This is a genomic window from Parasphingomonas halimpatiens (genome assembly GCF_036663795.1).
Lineage (GTDB): Bacteria > Pseudomonadota > Alphaproteobacteria > Sphingomonadales > Sphingomonadaceae > Sphingomonas.
In genome coordinates, this window is sequence record NZ_JAXOJP010000002.1 from 1 (window position 1) to 26963 (window position 26963).

20 protein-coding genes and 2 pseudogenes are annotated in these 26963 nt (G+C 63.7%); 8 read left to right on the top strand and 14 right to left on the bottom strand.

Features of this window, described 5'->3' with window-relative positions; translation table 11 throughout:
• Nucleotides 1–96 (top strand): annotated as a pseudogene (locus tag U1839_RS02455) (IS5/IS1182 family transposase); the annotation flags it as partial.
• Between the two features lie 548 nt (nt 97–644).
• On the opposite strand, the pseudogene U1839_RS02460 reads toward U1839_RS02455, so the two are convergent.
• From U1839_RS02460 to U1839_RS02495, 8 genes and pseudogenes are all read right to left on the bottom strand, one after another.
• Nucleotides 645–945 (bottom strand): annotated as a pseudogene (locus tag U1839_RS02460) (integration host factor subunit alpha).
• A 59-nt stretch (nt 946–1004) separates the two neighbouring features.
• A complete protein-coding gene (locus U1839_RS02465) occupies nt 1005–1433 on the bottom strand; it encodes a hypothetical protein (protein WP_332802092.1) in 429 nt (142 codons plus the stop codon).
• Nucleotides 1434–1653: 220 nt separating this feature from the next.
• A complete protein-coding gene (locus U1839_RS02470) occupies nt 1654–2436 on the bottom strand; it encodes a 3-hydroxybutyrate dehydrogenase (RefSeq protein ID WP_332802093.1) in 783 nt (260 codons plus the stop codon).
• Nucleotides 2437–2450: 14 nt separating this feature from the next.
• Complete coding sequence (locus tag U1839_RS02475) at nt 2451–3188, bottom strand: acetoacetate decarboxylase (RefSeq protein WP_332802094.1); 738 nt, start codon at nt 3186–3188, stop codon at nt 2451–2453.
• Between the two features lie 9 nt (nt 3189–3197).
• Nucleotides 3198–4340: a patatin-like phospholipase family protein gene (locus U1839_RS02480; RefSeq protein ID WP_332802095.1), complete on the bottom strand. Its 1143-nt coding sequence runs from the start codon at nt 4338–4340 to the stop codon at nt 3198–3200.
• A gap of 522 nt (nt 4341–4862) precedes the next feature.
• Nucleotides 4863–6167 (bottom strand): ABC transporter ATP-binding protein, encoded by a 1305-nt coding sequence (locus tag U1839_RS02485; protein WP_332802096.1) that lies wholly within the window; start codon nt 6165–6167, stop codon nt 4863–4865.
• 27 nt (nt 6168–6194) lie between these two features.
• Nucleotides 6195–7940 carry an ABC transporter permease gene (locus tag U1839_RS02490; RefSeq protein ID WP_332802097.1) on the bottom strand — a complete coding sequence of 582 codons (1746 nt, stop codon included), beginning with the start codon at nt 7938–7940 and terminating at the stop codon, nt 6195–6197.
• Between the two features lie 455 nt (nt 7941–8395).
• On the bottom strand, nt 8396–9736 hold the full coding sequence (locus U1839_RS02495) for a carbohydrate porin (RefSeq protein ID WP_332802098.1): 1341 nt from the start codon (nt 9734–9736) through the stop codon (nt 8396–8398).
• A 439-nt stretch (nt 9737–10175) separates the two neighbouring features.
• On the opposite strand from U1839_RS02495, the gene U1839_RS02500 reads away from it, so the two are divergent.
• The 5 genes from U1839_RS02500 to U1839_RS02520 all read left to right on the top strand — a co-directional run bounded on the left by U1839_RS02500 (nt 10176) and on the right by U1839_RS02520 (nt 16692).
• Nucleotides 10176–10454: a metal/formaldehyde-sensitive transcriptional repressor gene (locus U1839_RS02500; protein WP_332802099.1), complete on the top strand. Its 279-nt coding sequence runs from the start codon at nt 10176–10178 to the stop codon at nt 10452–10454.
• Nucleotides 10455–10756: 302 nt separating this feature from the next.
• Nucleotides 10757–10915, top strand: a complete 159-nt coding sequence (locus U1839_RS02505) for a hypothetical protein (RefSeq protein ID WP_332802100.1) — start codon at nt 10757–10759, stop codon at nt 10913–10915.
• A gap of 261 nt (nt 10916–11176) precedes the next feature.
• Nucleotides 11177–12187, top strand: a complete 1011-nt coding sequence (locus tag U1839_RS02510) for a magnesium transporter CorA family protein (RefSeq protein WP_332802101.1) — start codon at nt 11177–11179, stop codon at nt 12185–12187.
• Nucleotides 12188–12718: 531 nt separating this feature from the next.
• A complete protein-coding gene (gene mgtA, locus U1839_RS02515; protein ID WP_332802102.1) occupies nt 12719–15325 on the top strand; it encodes a magnesium-translocating P-type ATPase in 2607 nt (868 codons plus the stop codon).
• An 887-nt stretch (nt 15326–16212) separates the two neighbouring features.
• Nucleotides 16213–16692: a hypothetical protein gene (locus tag U1839_RS02520; RefSeq protein WP_332802103.1), complete on the top strand. Its 480-nt coding sequence runs from the start codon at nt 16213–16215 to the stop codon at nt 16690–16692.
• Between the two features lie 311 nt (nt 16693–17003).
• Here U1839_RS02520 and U1839_RS02525 read toward each other — a convergent pair whose 3' ends face one another.
• The 5 genes from U1839_RS02525 to U1839_RS02545 all read right to left on the bottom strand — a co-directional run bounded on the left by U1839_RS02525 (nt 17004) and on the right by U1839_RS02545 (nt 24128).
• On the bottom strand, nt 17004–17558 hold the full coding sequence (locus U1839_RS02525) for a DUF4337 domain-containing protein (protein WP_332802104.1): 555 nt from the start codon (nt 17556–17558) through the stop codon (nt 17004–17006).
• A gap of 83 nt (nt 17559–17641) precedes the next feature.
• Entirely contained in the window at nt 17642–18310 is a 669-nt protein-coding gene (locus U1839_RS02530) for a hypothetical protein (RefSeq protein ID WP_332802105.1), read from the bottom strand.
• Nucleotides 18311–18319: 9 nt separating this feature from the next.
• Nucleotides 18320–19750, bottom strand: a complete 1431-nt coding sequence (locus U1839_RS02535) for an efflux transporter outer membrane subunit (RefSeq protein ID WP_332802106.1) — start codon at nt 19748–19750, stop codon at nt 18320–18322.
• Entirely contained in the window at nt 19747–22914 is a 3168-nt protein-coding gene (locus U1839_RS02540; protein ID WP_332802107.1) for an efflux RND transporter permease subunit, read from the bottom strand. Before U1839_RS02540 ends, U1839_RS02535 begins: the two co-directional genes overlap by 4 nt.
• Entirely contained in the window at nt 22911–24128 is a 1218-nt protein-coding gene (locus tag U1839_RS02545; RefSeq protein WP_332802108.1) for an efflux RND transporter periplasmic adaptor subunit, read from the bottom strand. The genes U1839_RS02540 and U1839_RS02545 overlap by 4 nt, the downstream gene beginning before the upstream one ends.
• 127 nt (nt 24129–24255) lie before the next feature.
• Here U1839_RS02545 and U1839_RS02550 point away from each other — a divergent pair, with 127 nt between their 5' ends.
• A complete protein-coding gene (locus tag U1839_RS02550) occupies nt 24256–24930 on the top strand; it encodes a response regulator (RefSeq protein WP_332802109.1) in 675 nt (224 codons plus the stop codon).
• Nucleotides 24927–26330 carry an ATP-binding protein gene (locus U1839_RS02555; RefSeq protein WP_332802110.1) on the top strand — a complete coding sequence of 468 codons (1404 nt, stop codon included), beginning with the start codon at nt 24927–24929 and terminating at the stop codon, nt 26328–26330. The genes U1839_RS02550 and U1839_RS02555 overlap by 4 nt, the downstream gene beginning before the upstream one ends.
• Here the strand turns inward: U1839_RS02555 and U1839_RS02560 are convergent.
• The gene (locus tag U1839_RS02560) at nt 26272–26775 is read right to left on the bottom strand and encodes a DUF1003 domain-containing protein (RefSeq protein WP_332802111.1); all 504 of its coding nucleotides are present in this window, start codon (nt 26773–26775) and stop codon (nt 26272–26274) included. The genes U1839_RS02555 and U1839_RS02560 overlap by 59 nt on opposite strands.
• Between the last annotated feature and the right edge of the window lie 188 nt (nt 26776–26963).

Here is a 26963-nt window from a genome sequence, read left to right on the forward strand (position 1 = left end):
GACTGGGAACGATCCATCGAAAGCTCGACCGCATGGGCAACCATCGCCAGCATCCGCATGATCACCCGCAGAATCGCAAGAGTCTCAATCAGTTGAGAAACTTTTGAATCAGGCTCTAAGCGCGATCGACGGCGCAGCGCTTGCCGCCCTCGTCCGTGGGGTGCCGAAGTAAGCAGGATCATGTTCTCGATGGCAAAGGAGCTATCCACATCGACATAATCGGGTGGGGCGTTTCAAAACTAGAGGACTCACACATCCCGCGCGCAATGTCTGCTTGATATTCCGCCGTCGCACACCCGCGCCGGCGCTCGTCATCACAACAGCGGGGTCAATGTTGGGCTCTGACGCAGTTTTGATGATCGCCGTCATGTCGCTCCGATCAGCCGAGCCTGAAGAAGGTCTAGTTTTCCGCGGCCGATTTCATCAAAATTGAGTCAGAGCTGCGCTATCTCAGTCCGCAAGTCACCTAAGGTGTCGGTTGGTGCTTCTTGGCGTTAAAGCTGATCCCTGACGGCAACATCATATCGCTGGCGGCGGAGGAGCGAGTTCGCACCGGGTGCCAGCAGCGTTGCAGTCGGGCAAAAAAAGGCCACCCACCGGGGCTACGCTGGCTTAGCAAACCGCCATCGAGAGGACGATGTGCCTCAGTCGCCGGCGAAAATCCGCTCGCGCAATTTGTCGCTTGGTCGGAAGGTCAGCACCCGGCGTGGCGAAATGGGTACTTCCACGCCGGTCTTCGGATTTCGACCGATACGCCCAACCTTGTCGCGGAGCAAAAAGGTACCGGATCCTGGAAATCTTTACGTTCTCGCCTTTGGCCAGGGCTTCGCGGATTCGGTCGAGTATCTGTCCGACCAATTTTGCGCTCTCTGCATTTGACAGCCCGATTTGGCGATTCAGCGCCGTCGCAAGGTCGGCTCTCGTCAATGTTTGCTCGTCCACCAGCGATTCCCCCCAATTCCCGGAGGTAACCTCATAAAAGCGGATGAGCTATACGGCCAGCGTCACTCGAGCGGCGCTGAAGCGACGCACGTTGCGTCGCGATCATCTCGGGGCGGGCGGTGATCCATGTCCGCGTTCAAGACACCATTCGCTGGTCGTAGCTCACGCTCGCAAGAATCAGCGTCAATGACGAAGTAGCGCTTTCCGTTGAGTAGCAGCGGCGTATGTTCACGCCACCATGCAGCGGCATCCGGGCGATGATCGGCCAGATGGTCGACGGCCGTTTTCGCGTTTACCAGATAGCCCTCAATCTTTGACGCCTTGACCGGATCCCAGAGTTGAGAAAGCCAGTGGCGCGGGCCGCTCAACACGCCAACGCCCCTCCAGCGACGCTTCCGTTTGACGGCCAGAGGCAATGATAATCCGATCCATGCGTCCCTGACCCAGTCAGGTGCGTCGCCGACAGGCCGCCGCACGATCTTGATATCCATCACGCGATACTGACGGGAGAATCAGCCGGCTGCAACCAAACAGAGCTCATCTGATCACGAACGACCGGAATCCGTTCGGCTCCTGTGCGGCAGCATTTAATCCCCGTCTAGCCCAGACGCTTTCAGGCGACTCGAGCGCTTCGCTCGCCCGCACTGGAGGGGTTCGACCATATCGCGGCGCCGGGCCTGGAGCAGGTTGCCGGTACCGTCGGGCGCCGCGCTACTTCATGCACCAACCATGGCTGACAATGATCGATTGCCCGGTCAGCGCGTTTGACGGGAACGCCGCAAGGAAAACCGCGGTCTCGGCGACGTCCTGCACGGTCGTGAATTCGCCGTCGACGGTTTCCTTGAGCATGACGTTCTTGATGACGTCCGCCTCGGAAATGCCGAGCGCTTTGGCCTGTTCGGGAATCTGCTTGTCGACCAGCGGCGTGCGGACAAAGCCGGGGCAAATGACATTGGCGCGGATGCCGTGCTCGGCGCCTTCCTTGGCCACCACCTTGGCCAGTCCGATCAGGCCGTGTTTGGCGGTCACGTACGGCGCCTTCAACGGCGACGCCTCGTGACTGTGCACCGATCCCATATAGAGGATGACGCCGCCGCGCTTGCCGGCGATCATCGCGCGCATCGCCGCGCGGGTCGTGAGAAAGGCGCCATCGGCATGGATTGCCATGAGCTTCTGCCAGTCGGCATAGGGGAAATCGACGATCGGATGGACGATCTGTATGCCGGCGTTGCTGATCAGGATATCGAGTCCGCCATAGGCGGCGACCGCGTCGGCGACGCCTTGATCGACTTGTGCCTCATCGGTGACGTTCATCGCGACGGCCATCGCCGTACCACCAGCGGCGGCAATCTCGTCGGCCGCGGCAGTTGCTGCCTCCAGATTGAGGTCAGCGATGACGATCCTCGCGCCCTGCCGTGCATATTCGATCGCGATTTCCTTGCCGATCCCGCTCGCAGCACCCGTAATCAGTGCAACCTTGCCTAGTAATGCCATCGGTCTGTCCTCGTTCAGGAGAGATAGTCATGCGCGACGTGGCCGAGCGGCAACGTCAGGTCGGCAATGATATGTACGGTCGAGAGCACTTCGAGCACGGGCAGGTCGAAAACCGGTGCGAGCGCGTGATCGACCAGGGTGAGCGCGCCGGGGCCGGTCCACGCGCCCTTCAGCGTGATTTCCGTCATGCTGTACCGCACCAGCTCGCAGATCCGCGGCGTCCCGTCGACATGGGGGATGATCTTGAGCAGGTAGTTGGGGCCGGCGAGTGATGCGATGACCGGGTCGGGAGCGAGCGGCTTGTGCTTGAAGCCCATCGTGCCCGTGGCAACGCGCACGGTGCCATAATCCAGCGTGCCGACCAGTGTATCCTTGTCGACCTGCAGGCGAGGGTTGCCGAGCTTCTTGGGAAATCCCCACAGTTCTCGCCCGCCGGCGATCGGCGGATGATCGTCGAGATACATCGAGTGGACATAGCTGCCGGGCTCGCCCTCGAACGTCACTGGAATGACCTGGCCGGACTCGCAATAATGTCCGAAACCCGTCGAATCGGGCATGTTGATGAATTCGTATTTGACCACCGGCTCGGCCATCCTGAGCGGCGCCGGGATGACCCGTTCCAGCATCGCCGGATCCGTGCGGTAGGTGATGATGAGATATTCGCGGTCCACGAAGCGATAGGGGCCCGGCGGATAGGCCGGGTTGTAGATCGGCATGGCGAAGGCATCCCGGCGAATCTCTTCTTCGTTCATCAGGCGTTCCTAACGCTGTTCAAGCTCATGGATGACAAGGCCCGCATGGGGCGGGACGGGTTTGAGCCAGGCCTTGTGCCGCAAGGCTCGGGCGATGTCGGCCTTGCCTGCGGCCCAGCGGGCATCGACCGTCGTGCGCGTAAAGTCGACGTCGCGGAATTGATCGTCGCCCTCGATCGCCTCCATGATCAGGCGCACGACGTTCACGGTGCGGTCGGTTCCCTTGGCGGCAAGCTGCGCGATCTGCGGGTCGTCGCGCTGTGCGGCCGGCAATGCCTCGGACAGCAGGCGAATGGCCTTTTGCAGGTCCTCGATTCGCTTCCTGACCTGGATCTGCGCCGTCGTGCGGCCGGTATACTGGATCGACTTCATGCGATCCATTACGCCCGACATCGAACTGGGCAGCAATTCGGTCGGATCCCAGAGATCGACCATGAACACCAGCGCGTCGCGATTGCGCTCCTCGTTGAGCAGCACCTCGAGCGGTGTGTTCGAATAGATTCCGCCGTCCCAATAAGCGCGGCCATCGATCAGGATCGGCGGGAACGCGGGCGGCAGGGCGCCGCTGGCCATGATATGCTCAGGGCCAATCGGACCATGCGCCTTGTCCGCCGTATCGAACACCCGGAATTCGGCGGTCTCGATGTCGACAGCACAGACGCTGAGCCGTACCGGACCATCATTGAGATAGTCGAAATCGACATGATCGAGCAGCGTGCGACGCAGCGGTGCGGTATCGTAGAAGCCGGCCTGTTCGAGCGGCACGCGTGCTGCGGGATCGAAGCTCGCGCTCGGCCGGGGTTGGAAAAAGCCGTCGATTCCCTGGGTCATCGCCGAGATGATCGCCTGGTTTTTCGAGATCGACGCAAGCATCGGCGCGAAGGGATTGAGCATTCCTGCCCAGCCCTGCGGACCCCACGCGTCGAGCAAGGACGGCGCGGGCGCCATCGATTGCCAGAAAGCCATCAGTCGTTCGACGCGACGCTCCGGAATATTGCCGGCGACGATCGCACCGTTGATCGCGCCGATCGACGTTCCGATGATCCAGTCAGGAACGATGCCGTGCGTCGCAAGGTTTTCGAACACGCCGGCCTGGTAGGCCCCCAGCGCCCCGCCGCCCTGCAAGATGATCGCGATCAGCTGGTCGGTCATGGCTGGCCTTTTGGGCAGTACCCGCGCGGCGGGTGGCGCAGGAATTGCGGTATCACGCATTGTATCAGCTATTTGCTGCACCGCAACAAGCGACGACCCACCGGCCCTCCGCACATGACAGCGCCGCGACGGGCTGGGTGATTGGCGAAGGACCTGCGAGACAGGCATTGCTTTGCGCCCACGACCTGGCCTGGCCTGGCGCACCGGTGCCGGGGATTCGGCGCCCGTAACAATGCAATTTGCCGACGACCATATTGGTCGGCACGCTGCGGGCGGGCGGGGTAAAAGCCATCTGACCATCTCCCCGTCATGGACCTGATGCGGGGCAATAGGCTTGCTGCGATGAAGAGCATCCTTTTCGGCTTATTGATGCTCGGCGCCAACGCTGCGCGTTGGCCTTCCCCGCCTACGGGCGACGAGGGCGCGAGCGACGGTGCCGACGGCGATGGGGAGAGAGGCGGTGCAACAGCCACACGAGCGACGCCCACGCAATGCCGATCGCCACGAAGAACAGTGGCACGGTCATTCGGGGTCCTCGAGACTGAACTGGTCGCTGTCCTCGTCATAGGCGAAGATCTCCGAATAACGTCCCCAGAGCGTCACCGTGCGCAGCGTCTCCTCGGCATAGTCTGGCGACATTTGGTCCTCAAGCTCGTCGCGGAACCGGCGAGCGGGTGCGGTGTGGCTGGCACGCTCGTCGAGGATGCGGCGTATGTGCTGGACGAGCGGAACATGTGCGACAAGCGCCTGGGCGAACAGCGCCTTGCGCTGGTCGACATCGGCCTGCGCATAATGGCGCGCGGCGGCAGTGAGCACCAGATCGGCACCCTGTAAGTCGGCAAAGTGCAGGAGCTGCAAGGTCTCGGCGACCGGAAAAAGGTCGTCGATCTCAAGCTGGAGCGAATCCGCCAGCTCCGCCATGCTCGCGCGTCCGTCGAACGGTGTACCGTCCACCTCCTCGATCAGCCCGGCAAGGGTGTTGGTCGAGACGCGAGGCAGCACCATCGAGATGCCGATGCCCGGGAAGTGCCCGTCGCGCGTTGGCGTGACGGGTGCGCGCGCCGTCATCCGCGCATAGATATCGTCGACGAGTGCGCGGAACGGCGGGTCGAGCCGGTCGCGGGGCTGCGGGAGATCGACCTTGATCTCGGCCGCGACGCGTCCGGGATTGGACGAGAAGACGAGGATGCGATCGCACATCAGCACCGCCTCCTCGATATTGTGAGTGACGATCAGGATCGACTTGATCGGCATCCGTCCTTCAGACCAGAGGTCGAGCAGGTCGGTGCGCAAGGTCTCGGCAGTCAGCACATCGAGCGCTGAGAAGGGTTCGTCCATGAGCAGCAACGAGGGATTGACGACCAACGCCCGCGCCAGACCGACACGCTGACGCATACCGCCGGAGAGCTCTTTGGGATAGGCGTTCTCGAATCCGTCGAGGCCGATCAGGTCGATCGCAGCCAGCGCACGGGTGCGGCGCTCGTCGGCAGGCACTCGCTGGGCCTCGAGCCCCAGCTCGACATTCTGGAGGACGGTGAGCCAAGGAAACAGCGCGAAGGTCTGGAAGACCATGCTGACGGTGGGTGCGCGGCCCTCTTCGTCAGGCTGGAACCGCACCACGCCCTCGCGCGGACGGATAAGCCCTGCGATCGAGCGCAGCAGCGTCGACTTGCCCGAGCCCGAACGGCCGAGCAGGCCGACGATCTCGTTCTCGACCAGCGTCAGGTTGACGTCGTCGAGTACCAAATGGCCGCCTGGCGCAGCGCCATAATAGTGGCAGAGCGCATCGACCTCGACAAGCGGACGGGGGGAAACGATGGTGGCCATTGTCAGGCACTCCTGTACGTGGATGGTTCAGGCGAGGCGCAGGCGACGTTCGGCGAAAGCGTACATCGGCCGCCACACCAGCCGGTTGAAACTGAGCACGAAAAGCGACATCACCGCGATGCCGAGCGCGACGCGCGGATAGTCCCCAGCTGCGGTGGCCTTGGCGATGTAGGTGCCAAGGCCGTGTGCCTCGAGATGCCGGCTTCCCCACGAGACCGCCTCGGCAACGATCGACGCGTTCCACGAACCTCCGCTCGCGGTGAGCGCGCCGGTGACGTAAAAGGGGAAGATCCCGGGCAAGGCAACCTGACGCCACCATTGCCAGCCCCGCACCCCGAACATGCCCGCCGCTTCGCGCAAATCATTGGGAATCGCACTCGCGCCGGCGATGACGTTGAACAATATGTACCACTGCGTGCCGAGGATCATCAGCGGCGACAGCCAGATGTCCGGGCTCAGATTCCAGCGAACGATCACGATCACGGCGAACGGGAACAGGACATTGGCTGGAAAGGCCGCCAGGAATTGCGCCACCGGCTGGAGCCGCTCGGCCCAGACAGGATTGAGTCCGATCCACACGCCGATCGGCACCCACACCAGGCTGGCGAGCGCAATCAGCACGATCACGCGCAGCATCGTCAGGCAGGCCAGCCCGAAGGCCTCACCGATATCCCTTATGCCGAGCGTGGCGAGAACATAATGCGCCGACCACCAGAAGGCCGCGCCGACCGCCAGCAATATGACGACCTGCCATAGCCGCTCGACGAGCGCGTTCGGCTGCCGCTCGCAGGTGGGCAGCGTGGCCGTCCGCCCCGGATCTAGAGCAAGCAGCAGCCGGCCGATCGCGGCGATCGGCGCCAACACCAGCGGCAGGAGCCGGGTGCGGCGCAGCAGGTCATAGACCCAGGAACCGGGACGCTCGTTGCTCGCGGTCTGCTCGAAACGGAAACGGTCGGCCCAGGCCACGATAGGTCGAAAGAAGAGCTGGTCGTAAAGCAGGATGATCAATCCCATCATCGCGACGGCCTCGCCGATCGCCCGGAAATCCTGCCGCTCGATCGCGAGTGCCAGCCACGAACCGATGCCGGGCAGCGTCACCGTGGTATTGCCCACCGTGATCGCTTCCGACGCCACCACGAAGAACCAGCCGCCCGACATCGACATCATCGCATTCCACACCAAAGCGGGAGTTGCGAAGGGCAGATCGAGCCGAAGGAAGCGGCGGATCGGCGACAGTGCGAAACCCTGACTAACCTCCTCCAGGTCGGTCGGGACCGAGCGCAGCGACTGATAGAAGCTGAACGCCATGTTCCACGCTTGGCTGGTGAAGATCGCGAACACTGCCGCCAGCTCGACCCCGAGGATGTTGCCGGGAAACAGGCCCATGAAGAAGGTGACGGTGAAGGTCAGGAACCCCAGAATTGGTACCGATTGGAGGATGTCGAGCGCGGGTACGATGATCTGTCCCGCCCGACGGCTGCGGGCAGCCAGCGTCGCGACCACCAGAGTGAAGACGGTCGAGGCGGCGAGCGCCGCGAACATCCGGATCACGGTGCGCAGCGCATAATAAGGCAAAAAGACGGGATCGAGCGTCACCGGTTCGAGATGGAGTTTCGCCAGCGGCTCCACCGCACCCTCCGCCCCGCGGAACACCAGCAATGCCAGGGCGGCGAGCATGACGAACGCGATTGCGTCGGCCCGATTGGGCTGCGTCAACCGCAGCATCCGCGAGAAGGGCGGCAAGGCACGCAGGGGCTGCTTCTCGGGGCTCATGTCTCACCTCGGTGGCATTGGCTGCTGGCCATGGCATAGCTTCGTGACGGTCCGGACATCGGTGCTGCGCTTGGTTCGTGGCGGTGACGATCCACGTCGCGCCGTTCACCCCCCGATGACGGGCAAGGTGATCGGGGATCGCGTCGAGGGGCGCGGGGCTCATACTGGTTGGCGCAAGCACCGCGGCCAAACCGACCAAGCTCTCGCCGTCCGATAGCGTTTGCCGTTGCCGTCATCGCCATTTGCCTCCCCAAAAGCGCCACGAACGGAAGCCGGCGCGCGAGAGCCGCGACAACAACCGCACGGCATCGAATGTTACCGCCGGCCATCGAAGTCCGGTCCGAAGCCAAAGTCTGGTGGAGCCCCGCGCGCTGCGGGCGGCGAGCAGCCAGAGGCTCGCGGGTAGGAGCCTCCGACCAGACCGCGCGTCGACGCCGAACCATCAGCCAGCCATCTCAAAGGGACCCATGAAGCCGCAGCGCCAGCACATTGGCGGGGCCGCGGTCGCGATTGTAGGCGGGATTGGCGATGAACTGATAATCGAGTGTTAGGTCGATACCGCGCGCCGGCTGCCAGTCGTAATAAGCCTCAGCGATTATTTCCGCGCCGGGATGCGGGAGTTGGCCGTCGCCCACCAGCACGCCGATGCCACCGGCGTTCAGATAGCGCTCATGGGCCGTTGAGATCGTGTCGACCACCGCGGCGAAACCCACCGTATCTTCAGCGCGGCCCCAGCTCTTGCCCTTGAGCGCCCCGCCGACCGCCGCGGTACGGTCGATGTCGGTGAAGTCATAGGGTTCAATCGCGCCATCGGTGAGGCCGGCGCGCGCGAACAGGCCGAAGGTCTCTGTCACCTCCTGCTCGATATTGATGTCGCCACCCAGCCGGGACATCCGGCGCCGGGTAAGGCTGGGGTCGACCGGCACTCCGGTCGCCTGCGCCACCGCCACCGCATCGTCGAACCGGCTGAAATTGCCCCGGTTGCGAAACAGCGTCACGCGCACCGCACCCGGATGGCCGGCGATGCTGTGGCGATGCTCGATCTCGCCGGCGAGTTGGGACTGGCTGAAATCGCTTTCCAGGGTCTCGCCATTGGGCACCTTGGAGAGGTTGAACGCGCCGAGCCGAAGCGTCCACGGCCCCTGATACCATTCCGCCGCGACCCCATAGCTGTAGCCCCAGGCATCGGCGGCATAGTCGAAGCTGCCGGCATCGACGACCGACCAGTTGAGGAAGTCACCGCGCGGATCATGCGCGTAGCGATTGGTGTCGAACACATCGCCGACGCCGAGCTTCCCCACGGTCAGCACAAGCCGGTTGGCGGTCTGCGTGCCGGCGAGTTGATTGGCGGCACCCCCGACCGCCTTAGCCTCGCCGCCCAGGTCGATCGTCTGGCGGAAGAACAGCCGCTGCAGGCGAACATAGGGGCTCGATTTGCCGACCTTATAGGCTTCGGCACTCGGGAATCCCGCCACGCCCAGCGTATTCGACAGACCGAATCCCTGGTCGATTTCCGGGTTGATCCACAGCTCCGCGCCACTCCACGGGCGCACGCCGGCATAGAGCGTTGCGTCGAACGTCTCCTTGACCTGGCGTGGAGCCAGGCTGTTTGGCCCGTCATAAGGGGAGCGAAAGCCAAGCACGCCCTGCGTGACGATAGTCGACTGAACGTGCAGCGCCCAATCCTGCGTCTCGGTCCTCTGCTGTGCGGCATCCTGCGCCGTCGCCCGTGCAGGATAGAAATTCCCCAGCATCAGACAGAGTGCCATCGCGCCCGAATATGTCCGAACGGTCATCAGTCGGTCCCCCATGGCACCCACCTAGCGGCACTCTGCGGCGATCGATGTGACGAGGCGCGCCAGCGCGCCAGCGCCCGCGGGAGACGGGGATCTGCAACCTGTTGGCAAACGACAGGCAGGATCAGGGTCATGGCAGTTTCCTTTTTTGGGGACGCGCTGTGCCGAGTCGCGAAAAAGGCGCCGCCCCGGTCGTCAGCCCTTGGGCAGACCCTCGAACAACGGCCTTTTCCGGATCCTGTCGTAATCAGCAATGGCAAGCGTCGAGATATGGCCTCGACTTTCGCCATCGCCGGGCGGAGAACTGGATCGGTTGTTCATTGCCTTCCTGTATTCGCGTTGCGGCGTCGCTCGATGCGGCCCCACGGGCCGGCGCCTCGACATGGGGCTTGCTATACCCTAGGGGGGTATATTATCAAGGGGGTCGGAAAGCCGAACGATGGGTCACGTCGCGAAGGAGAAACAAAAGCTGCTCAACCGGCTGAAACGGTTGCGCGGCCAGCTCGAAGCGATCGAACGCGCGGTGGAGGCCGATACCGAATGCGCGCGTGTCCTTCAGCAGGCGACCGCCTGCCGCGGTGCGCTCGACGGGTTCATCGCCGAGGTGATCGAAGACCATATCCGCGAACACATGGTCGATCCGGATGCGTCGCGCGACGATCCCCGCAGCCAGGCGGCCGAGGAATTGGTCTCGATCGTCCACGCCTATCTGACCTGAACGACCCCCGTTCCTTCCTCAACAGGCGCTACTGACTTTGGCCGTGCCGAACCTGAACTTTCCCGGCGAGGCCAATCTTTCCGGCTAAGACGTCCGTTCATCGAGGGAACGCGATCGTCTCTGACCGTCGGCCGGCAGGCGTACGGGCAAAATCCCAGGTCCGAACCTTGTCCGCCGGGCGGGACGATGCCGCGCCATGAACTGAAGACGCGCCGGCGCGTTGGAGATCGGCTGCGAGTTCTGCGGCAAGGAGAATAACGATGCGTCGGATCATAGTTGTAATGGCGGCTGGAGCACTGGCAATGACGGCCTCTCCGGTGTTGGCCAAGGGCTGCCTGAAGGGTGCTGCAGTGGGCGGCGTTGGCGGACATTTTGTCGGCAAGGGTCATGCCAAGATGGGCGCCGCGATCGGCTGTGCCGTCGGGCATCATCGCGCCCATAAGGCGGCGAAAAAGCATTGACCTTCAATCCGGGCGGCGCGGGAGCGCTGCCCGGTGGCGAGTGGCCGCAGAACCGGTACCGTCATGAAAGTGGTGACAACGCGGAATGCTTATCCGCCCTTTGCCGTGCTGGTGATAAACTCGAAAAAGAAATGTGGCCCGCGACGGGGTTGTTCTTCGGCGCGAGGCGACGATCGCGTGATGGGGGTGGTGTTTTTCCTGCCGCGAAAGACATCCGGCCTCGACCGGTCCCGCCTGCCATTCTAAGCACGATCATAGGCTATGATGGTTTCGTTGGGGAAAGATATGGGGGTTCGCGCGTACCTCTACGATGCGGGGGGCCACGACCGAGAAATCGGGTTAGAAGATATCGACATTCATGCCGTAAGTAACGACGCCCTGCTCTGGATCGATCTGGAAGGCGATGAGGCTGGTGCAAAAGCTCGGGTCGCCGGCGCGCTGTCGCTTCAGAGTCCGGTGGCGGTGTGGGATGGAGACAGGGAGAGGACACCGGTCGCCAATCATGGCGACTTTCTTTGCTTTCGCATTGTCCTACCCGCTTACAATGAGCCGGGCGCCGCAAGCGTCGCCGGTGGCCTGGCGTCGGCGGACATTCTCTTTGCCATCGGCAAGAACTGGGTACTGACTAGCCATAGCGGACCTGCCACTCTTCTCAAAGAATTCCAAGAGAATGATGACGCCGAAACACTTATCGGAGCGCTTAGTACAGCGTCTTTCGTCGCCGCGCTCGTCGACCGTCATCTCGGCCTTTACTTCGAGGCTGCCTCCCGGATCTCGGAAGAGGTGGAGGCGCTTGATGAACGCGTCCTCCGTGACAAGGCGAACAAGACGCTTCTCGGCAGGATCGTAATGCTTCGGCGAAAGTGCGCCCGGCTCCGCGCCCTGCTGGTCGCCAATCGATCAGCTTTGTATGCGCTTGCCCGACCGGATTGCATGCTCATCATCGACAGCGGTGCGGGGGAGCAGTATTTCAGTCTGACCACGCGATTTGAGCGGGCGCTTGACGAAATTGAGCGCGCCCGTGATCTGGTCAACGGCAGCTTCGACTTGTTTGCTTCACGTTCCGGACTCCAGACCAATAACCTTGTCAAAGCCCTCACGATCGTCACAGCGGTCTTTGGCTATTTCGGCGCTGTGGCCGGCCTGTTGGGAATGAACTTGAGATCGACAATATTCAATGGTGGCGACGGTACGTTTGCGCTTGTTGTTGGAACGCTTACGATTACCAGTGCCATTGCTATTTTCGTTGCGCGGGTGCGCAAGTGGATCTGATGGTGGAACGTACGCTTCAACGTCAATTAACGCGTGTTTGTGCCGCGTCGGACCGCACGCCGCAGCCGCCTGCATCACCGTCAGCTCGGTTTGGAAATTGTCATTGAGCCATATGCACGCGTCCTGAGCCTCGCCACGCGCCATCACGACTGGGTCCCGCAAAGCTCCTCGATCACGTAGGATAGCCATCACTTGTGGCTGGGGCCCTCCGCAAACTTGGCCCAGGCGGGCATCAATCTTGCCCGCCTCACGATCAAGCGCCGCCATGTGTCGATGATCCATTGCCACGCCCGTTTTTGCGAACAGGAACGCCGCCGACCTCACGGCGCGCTTCACGTTGCCAGCCTCCACGGCGCGATTGATACGATGGGGACGGCACGAGGCGGACGGCGCGACCGATGATATCCCCCGGTCAGGCCATCCTCCTGACGGGGCAAAAGATTGTACCCGTGACTGAAACCCGGACTAAGTTCGCCCCAACGCAACGCGTGGGGTCGGGCTGCCCGAGTCGATGTGATCGGAGTGGATGGAATGAAACACACCCGCCCGGGAAATCAGCGACAGGCCAACGCTGGACTCGATGGCTTGGCGACCGCCAATGAGGAGGAGCTTTTCCGGCAACTGGACACGTCGCCTGCCGGTCTGGAAGAGACGGTAGCCCAAGCCAGGCTGCTTTCGCACGGGCCGAACCGGATAGCCGAGGAAAAGCGCCTATCAGTTGTGCGGGAAATTTGGCGTCGTTTCCGGACGCCGCTGAACGGCCTGCTTCTGGCCCTGGCCATTACCTCGTGGATTCTGTCCGACTTCCGCTCCGCGATCGTAATTGCAGTCATGGTCGTGCTCAGCGTCAGCCTCGGGTTTGTCCAGGAGCACCGGTCTAGCCTGGCAGCCGCCCGTCTGAAACGCATGGTACAGGTACATGCCTCCGTGAAGCGGCGAGGAAGGGCCAGCGGAGACCCAGACGATTTTGTAGAAGTCCCGCTTGAAGAGGTCGTGCCCGGCGACATTGTCCGGCTTGCGGCCGGTGACCTCATTCCCGCCGACTTGCGGCTGCTCGCCGCCAAAGATCTCCACGTCAACCAGTCCTCGCTGACCGGGGAGGCAATGCCGGTCGAAAAGCAGGCCGAGGTGAAGCCGGATGCGGACGATCCTTTCGAAATGCCCAACCTGTGCTTCATGGGTTCCAGCGTGATCAGCGGCTTTGCCACCGGCATCGTTCTGCAGACCGGCCGCGCAACCTTCTTTGGTGAAATTGCCGAGGAGATAGTCGATACCCAGACCACGACGAGTTTTGAAAAGGGCCTGAACCGGTTCGTCTGGCTGATGCTGCGGTTCATGTTCGTGCTTGTTCCACTTGTCTTCATCATCAACGGTCTTACCAAACATAATTGGCTTGAAGCGCTATTCTTCGCGGTGGCGGTCGCCGTGGGGCTAGCACCCGAAATGCTGCCAATGGTGGTCACGATGAATCTGGCGCGCGGGGCGATCGCGATGTCCCGCAAGAGCGCGATCGTAAAGCGGCTGAACGCCATCCAGAACTTCGGCGCCATGGATGTGCTCTGCACCGACAAGACGGGCACGCTGACGCAGGACCGGGTAATCCTGAAGCTGCATCTCGATGTTGAAGGCAACGATTACGACCAGGTGCTGGCCTATGCCTATCTCAACAGCCACTTCGAGAGTGGTCTGAAGAATGTGATGGATAAGGCGATCCAGCAGCACGCGGAGGAGACCATCCCGCCGATCGCAGCGGGCGATTTTGTCAAACTTGACGAAATGCCCTTCGACTTCACCCGGCGTCGGGTATCGGTGGTTGTACGCAAAGTTGCGGAAAATCCCCTGCTGATCTGCAAGGGCGCTGTTGAGGAAGTGTTCGGCGCCTGCACCAAATTCCGGTCGGGGAATGAAGTGCTGCCTTTGGAGGCGAAGCGGGCCGCCGCCATCCATGGCGTGGCCGAACGGCTGAACCGAGGCGGATTCCGGGTACTCGCCATCGCTTACCGGGAATTTTCAGAGGATCGCACGAGCTTCTCCACCGGCGATGAAGCTGAACTGGTCTTGCTGGGCTTCGCTGCTTTCCTCGATCCAACTAAGGAAACCGCAGGTCCGGCAATCAGCAACCTCCAGCAATCAGGCATAGCTGTAAAGATCCTGACGGGCGACAACGATCTCGTCACGCTCAAGATTTGTCGTGACGTCGGGTTACAGGTCGATCAACTGCTGCTCGGTCGTCAGATCGACGACATGGATGATCGCGAACTGGCAGCGCAGGCCGAAAAGACGCAGGTCTTCGCCAAGGTTTCTCCAGCCCAGAAGGCCCGCGTGATCATGGCGCTGCAGGGCAGCGGTCATGTCGTGGGCTTCCTCGGCGACGGGATTAATGACGGTCCGGCGCTCAAGGCGGCGGATGTCGGCATTTCAGTGGACACCGCTGTCGATATCGCCAAGGAATCCGCCGACATCATCCTGCTGGAAAAGAGCCTGAGCGTGCTCGGCGATGGCGTAATCGAAGGCCGCAAGGTCTTCGCGAACATCGTCAAGTATATCCGCATGGGTGCCAGCTCGAATTTCGGCAATATGTTCAGCGTACTCGGCGCCTCGATCATCTTGCCGTTCCTGCCGATGGCGCCGCTGCAGGTGCTCGCGAACAATCTGCTCTACGATTTCTCCCAAACCACGATACCGACGGACAACGTCGATCCAGAATATCTGCTTGCGCCGCGCAAATGGGAGATCGGTAACATCGCACGGTTCATGCTGTTCATCGGACCGATGAGTTCAATCTTCGACTATGCGACCTATTTTACCATGCTGTATGTCTTCCACGCCTGGCACAATCAAGCGTTGTTCCAGACTGGCTGGTTCGTCGAATCCCTCCTCACTCAAACGCTGATCATCCACATTATCCGCACGGCGCGAATCCCTTTCATTCAGAGCCGGGCAAGCACTCCACTCATTGCCACCACGGTAATAATTTGCGCCATCGGGGCCGCGCTGCCCTTCACGCCAATAGGAGCGGCGTTGGGTTTCACTCCACTACCGACGCTCTATTGGCCGATCATCCTGGCCTTCTTGCTCAGCTATGGTGTCCTTACCCACTTCGTGAAAGTTTGGTTCTTCCGGCGGTGGGGGAGTTGAACGGGCCAGGCCCATCGAGCAACGCCCTGTCGCAGCTAACCTGACCTGTGAATCGGAGCCCAAAGCGGGGCCCAAGCCGACTTGGCGGTAAGCGTCGGAAAATTTGACGAAAATGCTAGCGGCTGGGATCCCACGCGGCGTTGATTTTCACGAGAGCGCGCGTTCGCAAATCGAACTGCATCAAGGGCTTGGCGAAATTTGATCGAGTGCTTTGGGCGCGGATTTACAGCCAAGCCGCCGCTCATTCGAAAACCAGAAGAAATCCGCCGTCACAACGCTTCCTCGACAGGAGACGTTGAGTCATAATCCGAACCGCGCGGGAATCCCGTTGTTGGTCCGGACCCTATAGCAGCGGATGATCCGGGGAAATGCGTGGAGCAACGAATGGCAGCGAGAGCAGCTATTATCGTTACGGCAGGCGCCGCGATTGGGGCCGTGGTCGGAGCGGCGTTGCGCAGTCCGACAATCGGGATTCTGCTAGGCGCGATCGACGGCGCAGCGCTTGCCGCCCTCGTCCGCAGGGTGCCGAAGTAAGCAGGACTATGTCCTCGATGGCAAAGGAGCTATCCACATCGACCTAATCGGGTTGTGGGCCAGTTTCAAAACTAGCGGATCTCACAAATCCCGTGCGCAATGTCTGCTTGATATTCCGCTGTCGTATGGCCGGGGCGTTGCACGTTGCACGCGCAAAGGGTCAATGACCTGCGCGCATACCCCAGGTCGCCCATTGAGCCGGATTCCAGAGCCTGACCCATCTGGGCGCGGGGCCGCAAAAGCGACGACGGTTCGTACGCCGTAAGGCCGGTGTAAGCTGACGCGGGTAGCGAGCGGCAACCGTTAGAAAGGAAGTTGTGCTACCCGCAGCCACCGTGCGATCGAAGCGATCGGTGCCAATCGCGGCGCTCGCGGCGCTGAGCCTCGGCAGTTGCGCACCCGTTGGCGCGGTTGATCAAAGGATCGGTAAACCGCCAACGGCAATTCTCTTTTCCTGGCATCGGCAGGGTCCGCGGAGTGGAGCGATCAGCACGGTCTTCGCAGATGGCCGGCGGTACGACGGATCCTTCTATCAGATCACCAGCAAGACACGTCTCAGCGAAATTCGCCCCTTGCGCCTGTTCTGGGGAATTGGGTCCGTAAAAAACTTCGGGGGGCTGGGAGACTGGAACGACGGGGTAGAATTGCTGACGCGCTTCGCGGGTCGCATGCTGGCGATCCTTCGTGGCCCGGACGGACTGATGCGCTGCAGCTTCAGCTATAGCAATCCATCGCTCGGCATGGCCGGGGGAGGAACTGGCTGGTGCCAGTTATCGCGCGGCGGCGGCATCGAAGCAGCCTTTCCGCCCGGCCCCAGCGATCCCGGCCCTTAGCCACCAGCCATCGTAGAGGTACGGAATATTCGCCGATTGCACGGTGAGACCGGCCTTGTCGTACGCGGCATGCTTATTTTGCCTCTGTTCGAAGCTGAACTTCCCGATGGGGTGAGATCAAGCGGACGACATGCGGCGCTCGCTACCCCTCGGCAAATTGCCAACCTCAGCGCCGGCTAGGCTAGGTTCGTCCGCGCTGGTCCGGCGACGGCGTGATCACGCCGGAGACACAAACCCGGCCGATGTATCGGGAAGACGACAGGGAGCCGCATTCTGACCATCCAGCCTTGCAGCGAAGTGACGGCAGCACCTTACAGCCACGCGACGGATGCCAGAGCTATGCCCAACGCCGCCGCGATGCCGGCCGCGCCGAAGAGCCAGCGTCGCCGCGTTAGCGCGGTGATCGATGCCAATGCGATGGCTATCTGCAGCAGCGTCATCGCGACGGCGAGCTTGAGGTGCGGCTTCATGGCGTGGCGCGACTCTTCGTCTGCCGCTTCCGACTGTCGGTCGAGACCCTCCGCCTTTGATCGCAGCTGTTTGCTCTTGGCCGCATAATCCGAGATGCGCTTGGACAGAGCCGCCGTCGGGCTGTCGCCAGCCGATACCTCGTACAAGTGACGCTTGATCTCTTCGGCCTGGTAGTAGGACCAGCTATCCGACGCCCGTGCCTTCATCAGCACAGCCTCGTTCTTGTAGTAGAGCGCGTCATTCTCCGTGTGGCCTCCAAGCAGACTGACCACCGCCCCCAACGTCGCCAGGATCGCCGAAAACAGCGCAATGCGCTGCGCGAGCGGCTCTCGGTGTTCGGCGTGATGTTCTACCGCTGCTTCATGTGCGCCGCGCACTTCAAATTCTTCAGACATGGTACTTTCCCATCACATTCATTCCTGCGAGCAACGCCGCCAAAAGCCTGCGGTGTCAGGCACCTTCGGGGCAGACAGCCGCATCAGACGTCGACCCAGATTCGGTCATGCGCAAGATCGAGGATCACGCGCCTGCCGGCGAATACGCCGAGACCGACCCTCGACCTGCCCGCACCCGCTTGGCGGATGGCGACGCCCGGAAGTCGCGCCTGGCCAAGCGTCACCGCGGCTGTCGAAGAGGACACGGCACCGCCGGCATCGGCACCGAGAATGATCGCATCCGGGCTGGTCAAGTCGAGCAAGGCGTCGATGGCGGCCCCGCCTGGGAAAGTAAGTTCGACGCGCCATTGCCCAGGGCCTTCGCGCGTCAATGTCACGGCATGGTCGCGGCGTGTCCGCGCGCTGAACTCACCCGGGAGCAAGGAGGCAAGTTCGTGCCTGCGAAAGTCGAGCTCGATCGGATGATCGGCGAGAAGGTCCTGGCCGATGACGATATCTGCCTTTGGCGGCGTTTCATCGTCCGCCGCCGCGATCGGCGCATAGAAATATTCGCCGCGAATGCCAATCTTCACCGGCAGGTCCGGCAGGCCATGGCGGTGCACCTGGCGAGCGAGCCGCGCGCTGAGTTTCGATACGGGCGCGCCGGGCACGATCGCGGCCGATACCGGGTCACCATCGACACGTGCGTGAAACAGCAGCATCGCTGCCACCATGACGAATTTCCCGCTCGTCGCGCCTACCATGATGCTCATGCCATTCTCCTATTCGATCCCGCCACCGACCGCCTGAAACAGCGCCACGGAGTCGGTGAGCCGGGCGGCGCGTGCCTGCACGGCCTGGGCATGAGCCTGGGCATCGGCGGCGGTCGCGTTGAGAAGGGTCAGCGTGCCGACATCGCCGAGCGCGAGCTGCCGGCGAACGAAGCCGAGCGCGCGATCGGCAGCGGTTTCGGCGCGGGTTGCCGCATCAAGCGCGTCGGCGTCACTGTGCAGACCCGTCAGCGCATCGGACACGTCGACGAACGCTTGCAGCGCGGCTGCGCGATATTGCGCCTTGGCACCGTCGAGCGCGGCCTCGGCCGCATGCTGCTGATGACGCAGTGCCCCGGCATGGAAGATTGGCTGCGTGACACCGCCGATCACCGCCCAGAACGGGTTGCCCTGGGCGAACATCTGCGCGAAATTCTGCGCGGTACCGCCGAGATTGGCGGTAAGCTGCAGCTGCGGCAGCCGCGCGGCGATCGCGGTGCCGACATCGGCGGCGGCGCCGCGCAGTTGCGCTCCGGCCGCCAGAATATCCGGGCGGCGTCGCACCAGATCCGCCGGCAGGGCGAGTGGCAGCGTTGCCGGGAGGGTAAGATCGGACAGCCCGGGCAGACGGGGGAGCGGGATGCCGGGAGCGCGGCCGAGCAACACCGCGATGACGGCGCGCTGATGCGCCTCGGCGCGGACCAGCGGCGGCAAGGTGCCTTCGGCTGCCGCAAGCGCGGTCTGCTGGGTGGCGACGTCTGCGGCGCCTACTGCGCCGATCGCCTGGCGGCGCTGCAGCAGCTCGAGGATGTCACGGTTGACCGCGATCGCATGGCGTGCCGCCGCGATCTGGTCGGCGAGCGAGGCCCGCTGGATCACCGCGTTGACGAGGTTGGCGACGACGGTCTGGCGCGCAGCCAGCAGGCGGCAGCGCTGCACCTCGGCGGCGGCGTGCGCCGAGGCGACATGCGACCGCACCGCACCGAACAGATCGATCGGATAGGTCACGGTAAGCTGCGCGGTACTGAGCGAATAGAGCAGCTGGTTGGCGTCGGTCACCGGCGGTGCGAGACTCGCCGAGGTTTGCGCCCGTTGTGCCTGGAACGACGCGTCGACCTGCGGAAGCCGCGCTGCGCCCGCGGCCGCAGCGCTCGCGCGGGCCTGGCGCAAGGCTGCGTCGGCGACGCGGATATCCTCGTTCGCCGTCAGTGCGGCGACAACCAGCGCGTCGAGATCCGCGCTGGCGAATTCGTGCCACCAGTCGGACGGTGCGGCGACACCGAGCGCGAACTGCTGCGGCTGGCCGGTTGCCGGGACGATCGCGTCGGCCGAACCGGCGGCGGCGGGTGTCGGCGGCTGGCTTGGATGCACGTCGCCGATGTCGGGTGCAAAGGTGCAACCGCTGGCGAGCAGCAGCAAGGCGAGCGGCAACAGGCGCTTCATAGGGACTGTCCGTGATGGCCGACGTCGCGGCCGTGGGCGCCCCGGTCCTCGCGCGAGACGTGACGCGAGAAGCGGTCGATCAGCGCCGGCAGCACCAGCAGCATGAGCAGCGGCGCGAGCGTCATGCCGCCGACCACCACCAGCGCCAGCGGCTTCTGCACCTGGCTCCCGATGCCGCTCGAGATCGCCGACGGCAAGAGGCCGATCGCCGCCACGAGGCAGGTCATCAGGACGGGGCGGAAGCTGTAGCGTACGGTCTGGGCGAGCGCCGCGCGCCGGCTCAGATGTTCGTCCACCGCCTGGTTGAAGGTGGTGACGATCAGGATGCCGTCCATCACGGCGATGCCGAACAGCGCGATGAAGCCGATCGCCGCCGAGATGCTGAACGCGGTGCCGGTAACCGCCAGCGCCAGCACGCCGCCGACCACTGCCATCGGGATCGCGGCAACCGCCAGCAAGCTGTCGCGTACCGAACTGAAATTGGCATAGAGCAGGATCAGGATCAGCAGCAGGCTTATCGGCACCACGATTTCGAGCCGCGCGACGGCATTATTCAGACTGTCGAGTTCACCCGCCCATTCGAGATGATAGCCCGAGGGCAAGTGAACGTTGCGCGCGATGCGCGCGCGCGCCTCATCAACTGCGCTACCGAGATCACGCTCGCGCACGCTGAACTTGATCGGCACGTAGCGCTCCTGATGTTCGCGATAGATGAAGGAAGCGCCCGAGGTCAGCTGAACGTTGGCGACCTCCGATAGGGGGACCTGGATCAGCCCGGTCCCGGACGGTGCAACCGCGCCGATCGTGATGCGCCGGATTGCCTCGACCGTGTCACGCTGTTCGGCGCGCAGCCGAACGACGATCGGAAAATGCCGGTCGGTGCCGCGTTCGAAGAGCTGGACCGGCGCTTGGCCGCCGATCGCTGCGGCGACGGTCTGGTTGATGTCGTCAGGGGTCAGTCCGTAGCGCGAGGCGCGCGCGCGATCGACGTCGATCCGCACGGTCGGCTGGCCGAGCGACTGGAACACGCCGAGATCGGTGATCCCGCGCACCTTCGACATCTCGCCCTTGACCTGGTCAGCGAGCCGTTCGAGCGTCGCCAGATCGGGGCCGAAGAGTTTGATCGAATTGGCGCCTTTGACGCCCGAGGCGGCCTCCTCGACATTGTCTTCGATATATTGCGAGAAGGAGAAATCGACGCCCGGGTAGCGGGCCTGGAGCCGTTGCGAAAGCTCCGCCGTCAGGCTTTCCTTGGTGACGCCGGCGGGCCAGTCGCTCGTCGGCCGCAGCGGCACGAAATATTCGGCGTTGAAGAAGCCGGTCGAATCCGTGCCGTCGTCAGGCCGGCCGTGTGCGGACAACACGGCCTCGACCTCCGGATAGGCCATGATCGTGCGTCGCACGCTATTGACCACCGGCTGCCCCTCCTCGAGGCTGATCGAGGGTGGCAGCGAGGCGCGAATATAGAGATTGCCTTCTTCGAGATGCGGCAGGAACTCGGTGCCGAGCGTGCGCGCGCCGATGCCGGCGACGAGGACGAGCAGCAGCGCCCCCCCGAAGGTCAGCACGCGATTGGCCAGCGCGAACGCGACGGCTGGCTCATAGAGCCGGCGCAGGCGGGCGACGACCCGCGTCTCGACCTCCGACAGCTTGTCGGGCAGCAGCAGCGCGGACAGCACCGGGGCGACGGTGAAGGTCGCGATGAGCCCGCCGGTGATGGCATAGGCATAGGTCTTCGCCATTGGCCCGAAGATGTGGCCCTCGACGCCCGTCAGGGTGAAGAGCGGCACAAAGCTGGCGATGATGATCGCTGCAGCGAAGAAGATCCCGCGATTGACCTCGAAGCTGGCATGCAGGATCGCCGACAGCCGATTGGCGCGGTAATAGTGCCCGTGGCCGCGCTCCACCCCGGTCGAGCGCTCGACCATGTGGCGGAAGATGTTCTCGACCATGATGACGCTCGCATCGACGACGAGACCGAAATCGAGTGCGCCGACCGACAGCAGATTGGCGCTCTCCCCTTGGGCCACGAGCAGCAGGACGGCGAACGCCAGCGCGAACGGGATGGTGGCGGCGACGATCAGCGCACTGCGCAGGTTGCCGAGGAACAGCCATTGCAGCACGAAGATCAACAGGATGCCGGCAACGAGATTTTCCAGCACGGTATGGGTGGTCAACTGGATCAGGTCGGAGCGATCGTAGATGCGTTCGAGCTGCACGCCCGGCGGCAGGACTCCCGAGGCGTTGATGTCGGCAACTTCCTTCTGCACCGCGGCGATGGTCGGCATCGACTTGGCGCCGCGCTGCATCAGCACGATGCCCTGGACGATATCGTCTTCGCCGTCATAGCCGGCGATACCGAGACGCGGCGCATTGCCGATCTCGACATGGGCGACGTCCTTCAGCAACACCGGTTGGCCGCCGGTCGTCCCTACCAGGACATTCTCGATGCCCGAGACCGACTGGATCAGCCCGACGCCGCGCACGATCGCTGATTGCGCACCGAAATTGATCGTCTGGCCGCCGACATTGGCATCGCTCCTGCCGAGCGCCGCGATGACCTGGGGGATCGTAACGCCGTGCGCGGCGAGCCGGTCGTCGTCGATCACCGCGTCATAGGTCCGCAGCTTGCCGCCCCAGCCGGTGACGTCGACCACGCCGGGGATGCGCTTGAAGCGGCGTTGCAGCACCCAGTCCTGCAGCGTCTTGAGATCCATCACCGAATAGCCCGACGGGGCGACGATGCGGTAGCGATAGATCTCACCGATCGGGCTGGTCGGCGAGATCGAAGGCTGCGCGCCGCCGGCAAGCGGCGGCAACTGCGACAGGCGGTTGATGACCTGCTGCTGCGCCTGTTCGAAGCCGAGGTCGTAGCTGAACTGAACCTTCACGTCCGACAGGCCGAACAGCGATATCGCGCGAACCGCGGAGATATGCGGAATCCCGGCCATCTGCACTTCGATCGGGATGGTGACGTTGCGCTCCATCTCCTCGGCCGACAGGCCCTGAGACTGGGTGACGATCTCGACCATCGGGGGCACCGGGTCGGGATAGGCCTCGATATTGAGCGCAATGAATCCTGCGACGCCGGCGACCAGCATCGCGACGAAGATGGCCAAGACCAGCAGACGCTGGCGCAGCGCGAACTCGACGATACGGTTCACTCGCCGAGGCCCGCCTCATTCACGAATAAGGCGCCTGACGTGACGATGCGCTCGCCCACCGCCAGGCCCGACAGGATGCGCACCTGTCCCCCATCTTCCTCGCCGACGCGGACCGTACGCGCAACGAGCAGCCCCTCGGCGCTCAGCACCCAGACGCGGGCGGCATCGCCCTCATGGATCACCGCAGCGGCGGGGACGTGAATGACCGCACCCTGGCGGGGCCTCGTGATCGCGAAGCTGGCGAACATCTGCGGTTTCAGCGCTCCATCGGGATTGGCGATCGCCGCACGCACCGGCAGGCGGTGCGTCGCCGGATCCAGCCCCGCACCGACGGTATCGATCACGGCCCTGAACACCTGCCCGGGAAAGGCCGGGGTCGTCACGTCGACAGCGTCGCCGACGTGCACGGCGGCCGCATCGCTTTCCGCCACCTGCGCGATGAGCCAGACCCGCCCCGGATCGGTGATCGTCATCACCGGCTTGTCCCCGCCGGCGCCGACATATTGCCCTGGCGACACGTTGCGTTCGGCGACAAGTCCGCTGATCGGCGCGTGCAGCGTGGTTTCGGCATGGATACCGGCCACCTCGCCGGCATTCTCGAGCCGGGCGATTTCTGCGGGCGACTTGCCGAGGATCGCGAGCTTGTCACGGGCAGCACCGAGTGCAGCCTCCGCGGTACGGGCGGCCGACTGCGCGGCGACCAGATCGGCGCCGGCCTGTTGGTAATCCTTGAGCGCGCCGCCTGCGCTTTCGTAGATCTGGCGCTGGCGCTCCGCGTTGCGTTGCGCACTCGCCAACTGTGCGCGCGCCGTCAATAGGGTCGAACGCGCCGTAAACAGCGTGTTGCGCGCATCCACAAAGTCGCCGGTCCTGACGAGCAACAGCGGCTGCCCGCGCACGACATGCTGCCCTGCATCGACAAGCACCCGGACAACCTGACCTGCGAAAGGCAGCAGCACCGGCGTGCTATGATCACCGTCCGCGCTGATCGTCCCGGTGGCACTTGTCCGACTGTCGAGATCGCCCCGCCCTACCACCTGCACGGTCAGCGCGGCGCGTTGCTCGGCGGTGGGCCGAAAGGATCCCGGCGGATCGCGCGGCTCGGGGACCGGCCCCAAGGCCGCGATCCAGTGGGCGATCAGCACCAGAAGCAGGACGCCGAGCAGTCCAGCGCCGGCGATAGCGAGCGCGCGAAGCTGGCTGCGCCTGCTCATGGCCGTGACGGAGGGCAGATCGCCAATCGGGGCGAAGTCGTGCATCGGGCGCCTTTGCAAAATGAATGGCCGCGCTAGACACGCACCCTTACGTGAGGCTTACGGGGTGGTCAGGAACGGTGGTTCGATGCGCGTGCTGATTGTCGAGGATGATCGCGCACTGGCAGCGGCACTGGCCGACGCGTTGCGCGGCCGCGCCGTCGCTGCCGATCTCGTCCATGACGCCGCCTCGGCGGAGGATAGCCTCGCCGTGGCTGACTATACCGCCATCCTGCTCGATCTCGGCCTGCCCGACGAGGACGGCCTGGCATTGTTGCGACGGATCCGGGCGCGCGGCGATCATCGCGCGGTCATCGTCCTGACCGCGCGGGGCGAGATTCGCGCGCGGATCGCGGGGCTCGATGCCGGCGCTGACGACTATCTGACCAAGCCGTTCGATGTCGACGAGCTCCACGCGCGGCTCACGGCAGTGCTGCGGCGGCAGGGCGGCTATCTCGGACGCGAGCTTGCGTGCGCCAATCTGCGCGTCGATGCCGGCAGCCACGCGGCCTTCGTCGGCGACGAGCCGCTCGTCCTGTCGCAGCGCGAGATGGAATTGCTCGAGCTGTTGCTGCGACGCAGCGGCCGGGTCATCACGCGGCGACTTGCCGAAGACCAGCTGTTCGGGCTGGACGGCGGCGTCGAGTCCAACGCGGTCGAGGTCTATGTCCACCGCCTGCGGCGACGCTTGGAAAAGGCGAACGCGAGGGTCGCGATCCAGACAATTCGCGGGGTCGGCTACATGCTGGTGGCAATGCCATGAGACTGCGCTTGCCACGCTCGCTGCTCGGCCAGGTCATGCTCCTGCACGTCGCAATCGCGGCGGTCGCCGCTGTCATCCTTCCCTTCGCCGTGTCGGTCATGCTGCACCGAACGGCAGCGCATTATGAGGACGGGATCCTGGCGGGGACCGCCGCCGCGATCGGCGATCTGCTCCTGCCATCGGGAAGGACGACCGCATGTGGCGCGGGGTTGCCGGACGCATCTAGCGAGATCCGGGGCAAGGATGGCGTCGCCTATGCGGTCGTCACCGCCACCGGCCACGTCATCCAGCAGGGGGGGAAAATGCGCGGCGAACTGATAGCAACTGCACCGCGCGCCTCGGCACCGCGCTTCTTTCAGCGCGGGGCGGTGGAGGCGCTGAGCATGCCGCTCGGAAGCGGGGACTGCGCATGGCTCGTCGTCACGCAGGATACCCGCGCGCCGCAATTCGTCTCGGACGATATCGTTCGCACCTTTCTCGAACAGTTCGCGCTGCTGGTCGTGCCGTTGATCCTGCTCGTGCCGGCGATCGGCGCGATACTGATGTGGCGGATGACCCGGCGCCTCAAGGCGGTTTCCGCGACCGCCGCCGCGATCGGCCCTCGCTCCCCCGACATACGCCTGCCGGTCGCCGGGTTGCCGCGTGAAGTCGAGCCGCTCGCGCTTGCCACCAACCACGCGCTCGACCGGCTCGCGGCGGGCTTGCGCGCACAGGGCGAATTTGCCGCCAATGTCGCGCACGAACTGCGCACGCCGCTCGCCGCGTTGCGTCTGCGCATCCAGTCCTTGCCGGCGGCGGCAGAGCGCGACGCACTGCTCGCCGCCGTCGACCGGGCGACACGCGTCGTCACGCAGTTGATGGCACTGGTCGATCTGGAACGACCGCTCGACGGCGGCGCCGACTTCATCGCGCGAGCGATCCTCGAAGGCGTTGTGATCGAGCGGGCGCCGGGCGTCTTTGCCGGTGGTCGGACTATCGCCCTTGCAGAGGGCGGCACGCAGGTCGCGCGGCATGGCCATCCAAGCCTGCTCGCGCTGGCGATCGACAATCTGATCGACAATGCGGTGCGCCACACGCCAACGGGTACCAATATCACGGTCGGAGTCGACGAGCGCGGCAGCGTGTGGGTCGAAGACGACGGTCCGGGCATTCCCGTCGGAGACATCCGACTGCTGACGCAACGCCGCTGGCGCGCCGACAGCAATCGGGGCGATGGAGCGGGCATCGGCCTGTCGATCGTGGCCCGCATCGCCGACGCCAGCGGATTGAGGCTGGATATTGCGTCGGGAACAGACGGCCGCGGTGTCCGCTTCACACTGACTCCCGAAGATGCAGCGCCGATCAGGATGGCGGCGGCAATATATCCCCCGCCTGTGGACCGCAAAGCCCCGACCTGTTGAGGAGTTCGGCCAGCTCGCGCACCGCTTTCGTCAGGTACAGCACCTCGGTCTCGCGAAGCTTGTCGAGTTTCTGATGGAGCAGCTCGATCTCTAGCTCGGCCTTGATGTTGATCTGATGGTCGGTTTCTGCGGCGACGCGATCGATATCCTGCTGGCGGTTCTGACTCATCATGATGAAGGGAGCAGCGTAGGCCGCCTGAAACGACAGCGCGAGATTGAGCAAAATGAAGGGATAGGGATCCCATTGCTTTATATAGGCGGTCACGTTCAGCACGATCCACAGTAGCAGGATCGTCGACTGGATGATGATGAAGCGCCACGACCCCATCGTTGCGGCGACTGCATCGGCAATGCGTTGGCCCGGGGTCAGGACTGGCGACGGCAGCGCGGATGCATCGGGGTCGGTCCGAGCGATCTTGCGCAACCGACGGAGTTCGGCGAGCAAGGCTTCCTCTGCCTCATGGATCTGCGTACCCAATCCTCTGCTGTCCATCGCGCCTGCCCCTGTCTGACGCGCCCCTGAGGTGTGACTAGGGACGAAGCGATGGCAGGTCGTCTGAATTAAAGTTCATCTCCCGAGCAGCGCGCGACTTCCGGGCACCGCATCTGTACCTCGTGCTCGAAGCGCCGGCC

Coding starts and splice junctions, on each gene's coding strand:
- U1839_RS02465 (WP_332802092.1), bottom strand. CDS start 1,433: ATGGATATCAAGATCGTGCGGCGGCCTGTCGGCGACGCACCTGACTGG.
- U1839_RS02470 (WP_332802093.1), bottom strand. CDS start 2,436: ATGGCATTACTAGGCAAGGTTGCACTGATTACGGGTGCTGCGAGCGGG.
- U1839_RS02475 (WP_332802094.1), bottom strand. CDS start 3,188: ATGAACGAAGAAGAGATTCGCCGGGATGCCTTCGCCATGCCGATCTAC.
- U1839_RS02480 (WP_332802095.1), bottom strand. CDS start 4,340: ATGACCGACCAGCTGATCGCGATCATCTTGCAGGGCGGCGGGGCGCTG.
- U1839_RS02485 (WP_332802096.1), bottom strand. CDS start 6,167: ATGGCCACCATCGTTTCCCCCCGTCCGCTTGTCGAGGTCGATGCGCTC.
- U1839_RS02490 (WP_332802097.1), bottom strand. CDS start 7,940: ATGAGCCCCGAGAAGCAGCCCCTGCGTGCCTTGCCGCCCTTCTCGCGG.
- U1839_RS02495 (WP_332802098.1), bottom strand. CDS start 9,736: ATGACCGTTCGGACATATTCGGGCGCGATGGCACTCTGTCTGATGCTG.
- U1839_RS02500 (WP_332802099.1), top strand. CDS start 10,176: ATGGGTCACGTCGCGAAGGAGAAACAAAAGCTGCTCAACCGGCTGAAA.
- U1839_RS02505 (WP_332802100.1), top strand. CDS start 10,757: ATGACGGCCTCTCCGGTGTTGGCCAAGGGCTGCCTGAAGGGTGCTGCA.
- U1839_RS02510 (WP_332802101.1), top strand. CDS start 11,177: ATGATGGTTTCGTTGGGGAAAGATATGGGGGTTCGCGCGTACCTCTAC.
- mgtA (WP_332802102.1), top strand. CDS start 12,719: ATGAAACACACCCGCCCGGGAAATCAGCGACAGGCCAACGCTGGACTC.
- U1839_RS02525 (WP_332802104.1), bottom strand. CDS start 17,558: ATGTCTGAAGAATTTGAAGTGCGCGGCGCACATGAAGCAGCGGTAGAA.
- U1839_RS02530 (WP_332802105.1), bottom strand. CDS start 18,310: ATGAGCATCATGGTAGGCGCGACGAGCGGGAAATTCGTCATGGTGGCA.
- U1839_RS02535 (WP_332802106.1), bottom strand. CDS start 19,750: ATGAAGCGCCTGTTGCCGCTCGCCTTGCTGCTGCTCGCCAGCGGTTGC.
- U1839_RS02545 (WP_332802108.1), bottom strand. CDS start 24,128: ATGAGCAGGCGCAGCCAGCTTCGCGCGCTCGCTATCGCCGGCGCTGGA.
- U1839_RS02550 (WP_332802109.1), top strand. CDS start 24,256: ATGCGCGTGCTGATTGTCGAGGATGATCGCGCACTGGCAGCGGCACTG.
- U1839_RS02555 (WP_332802110.1), top strand. CDS start 24,927: ATGAGACTGCGCTTGCCACGCTCGCTGCTCGGCCAGGTCATGCTCCTG.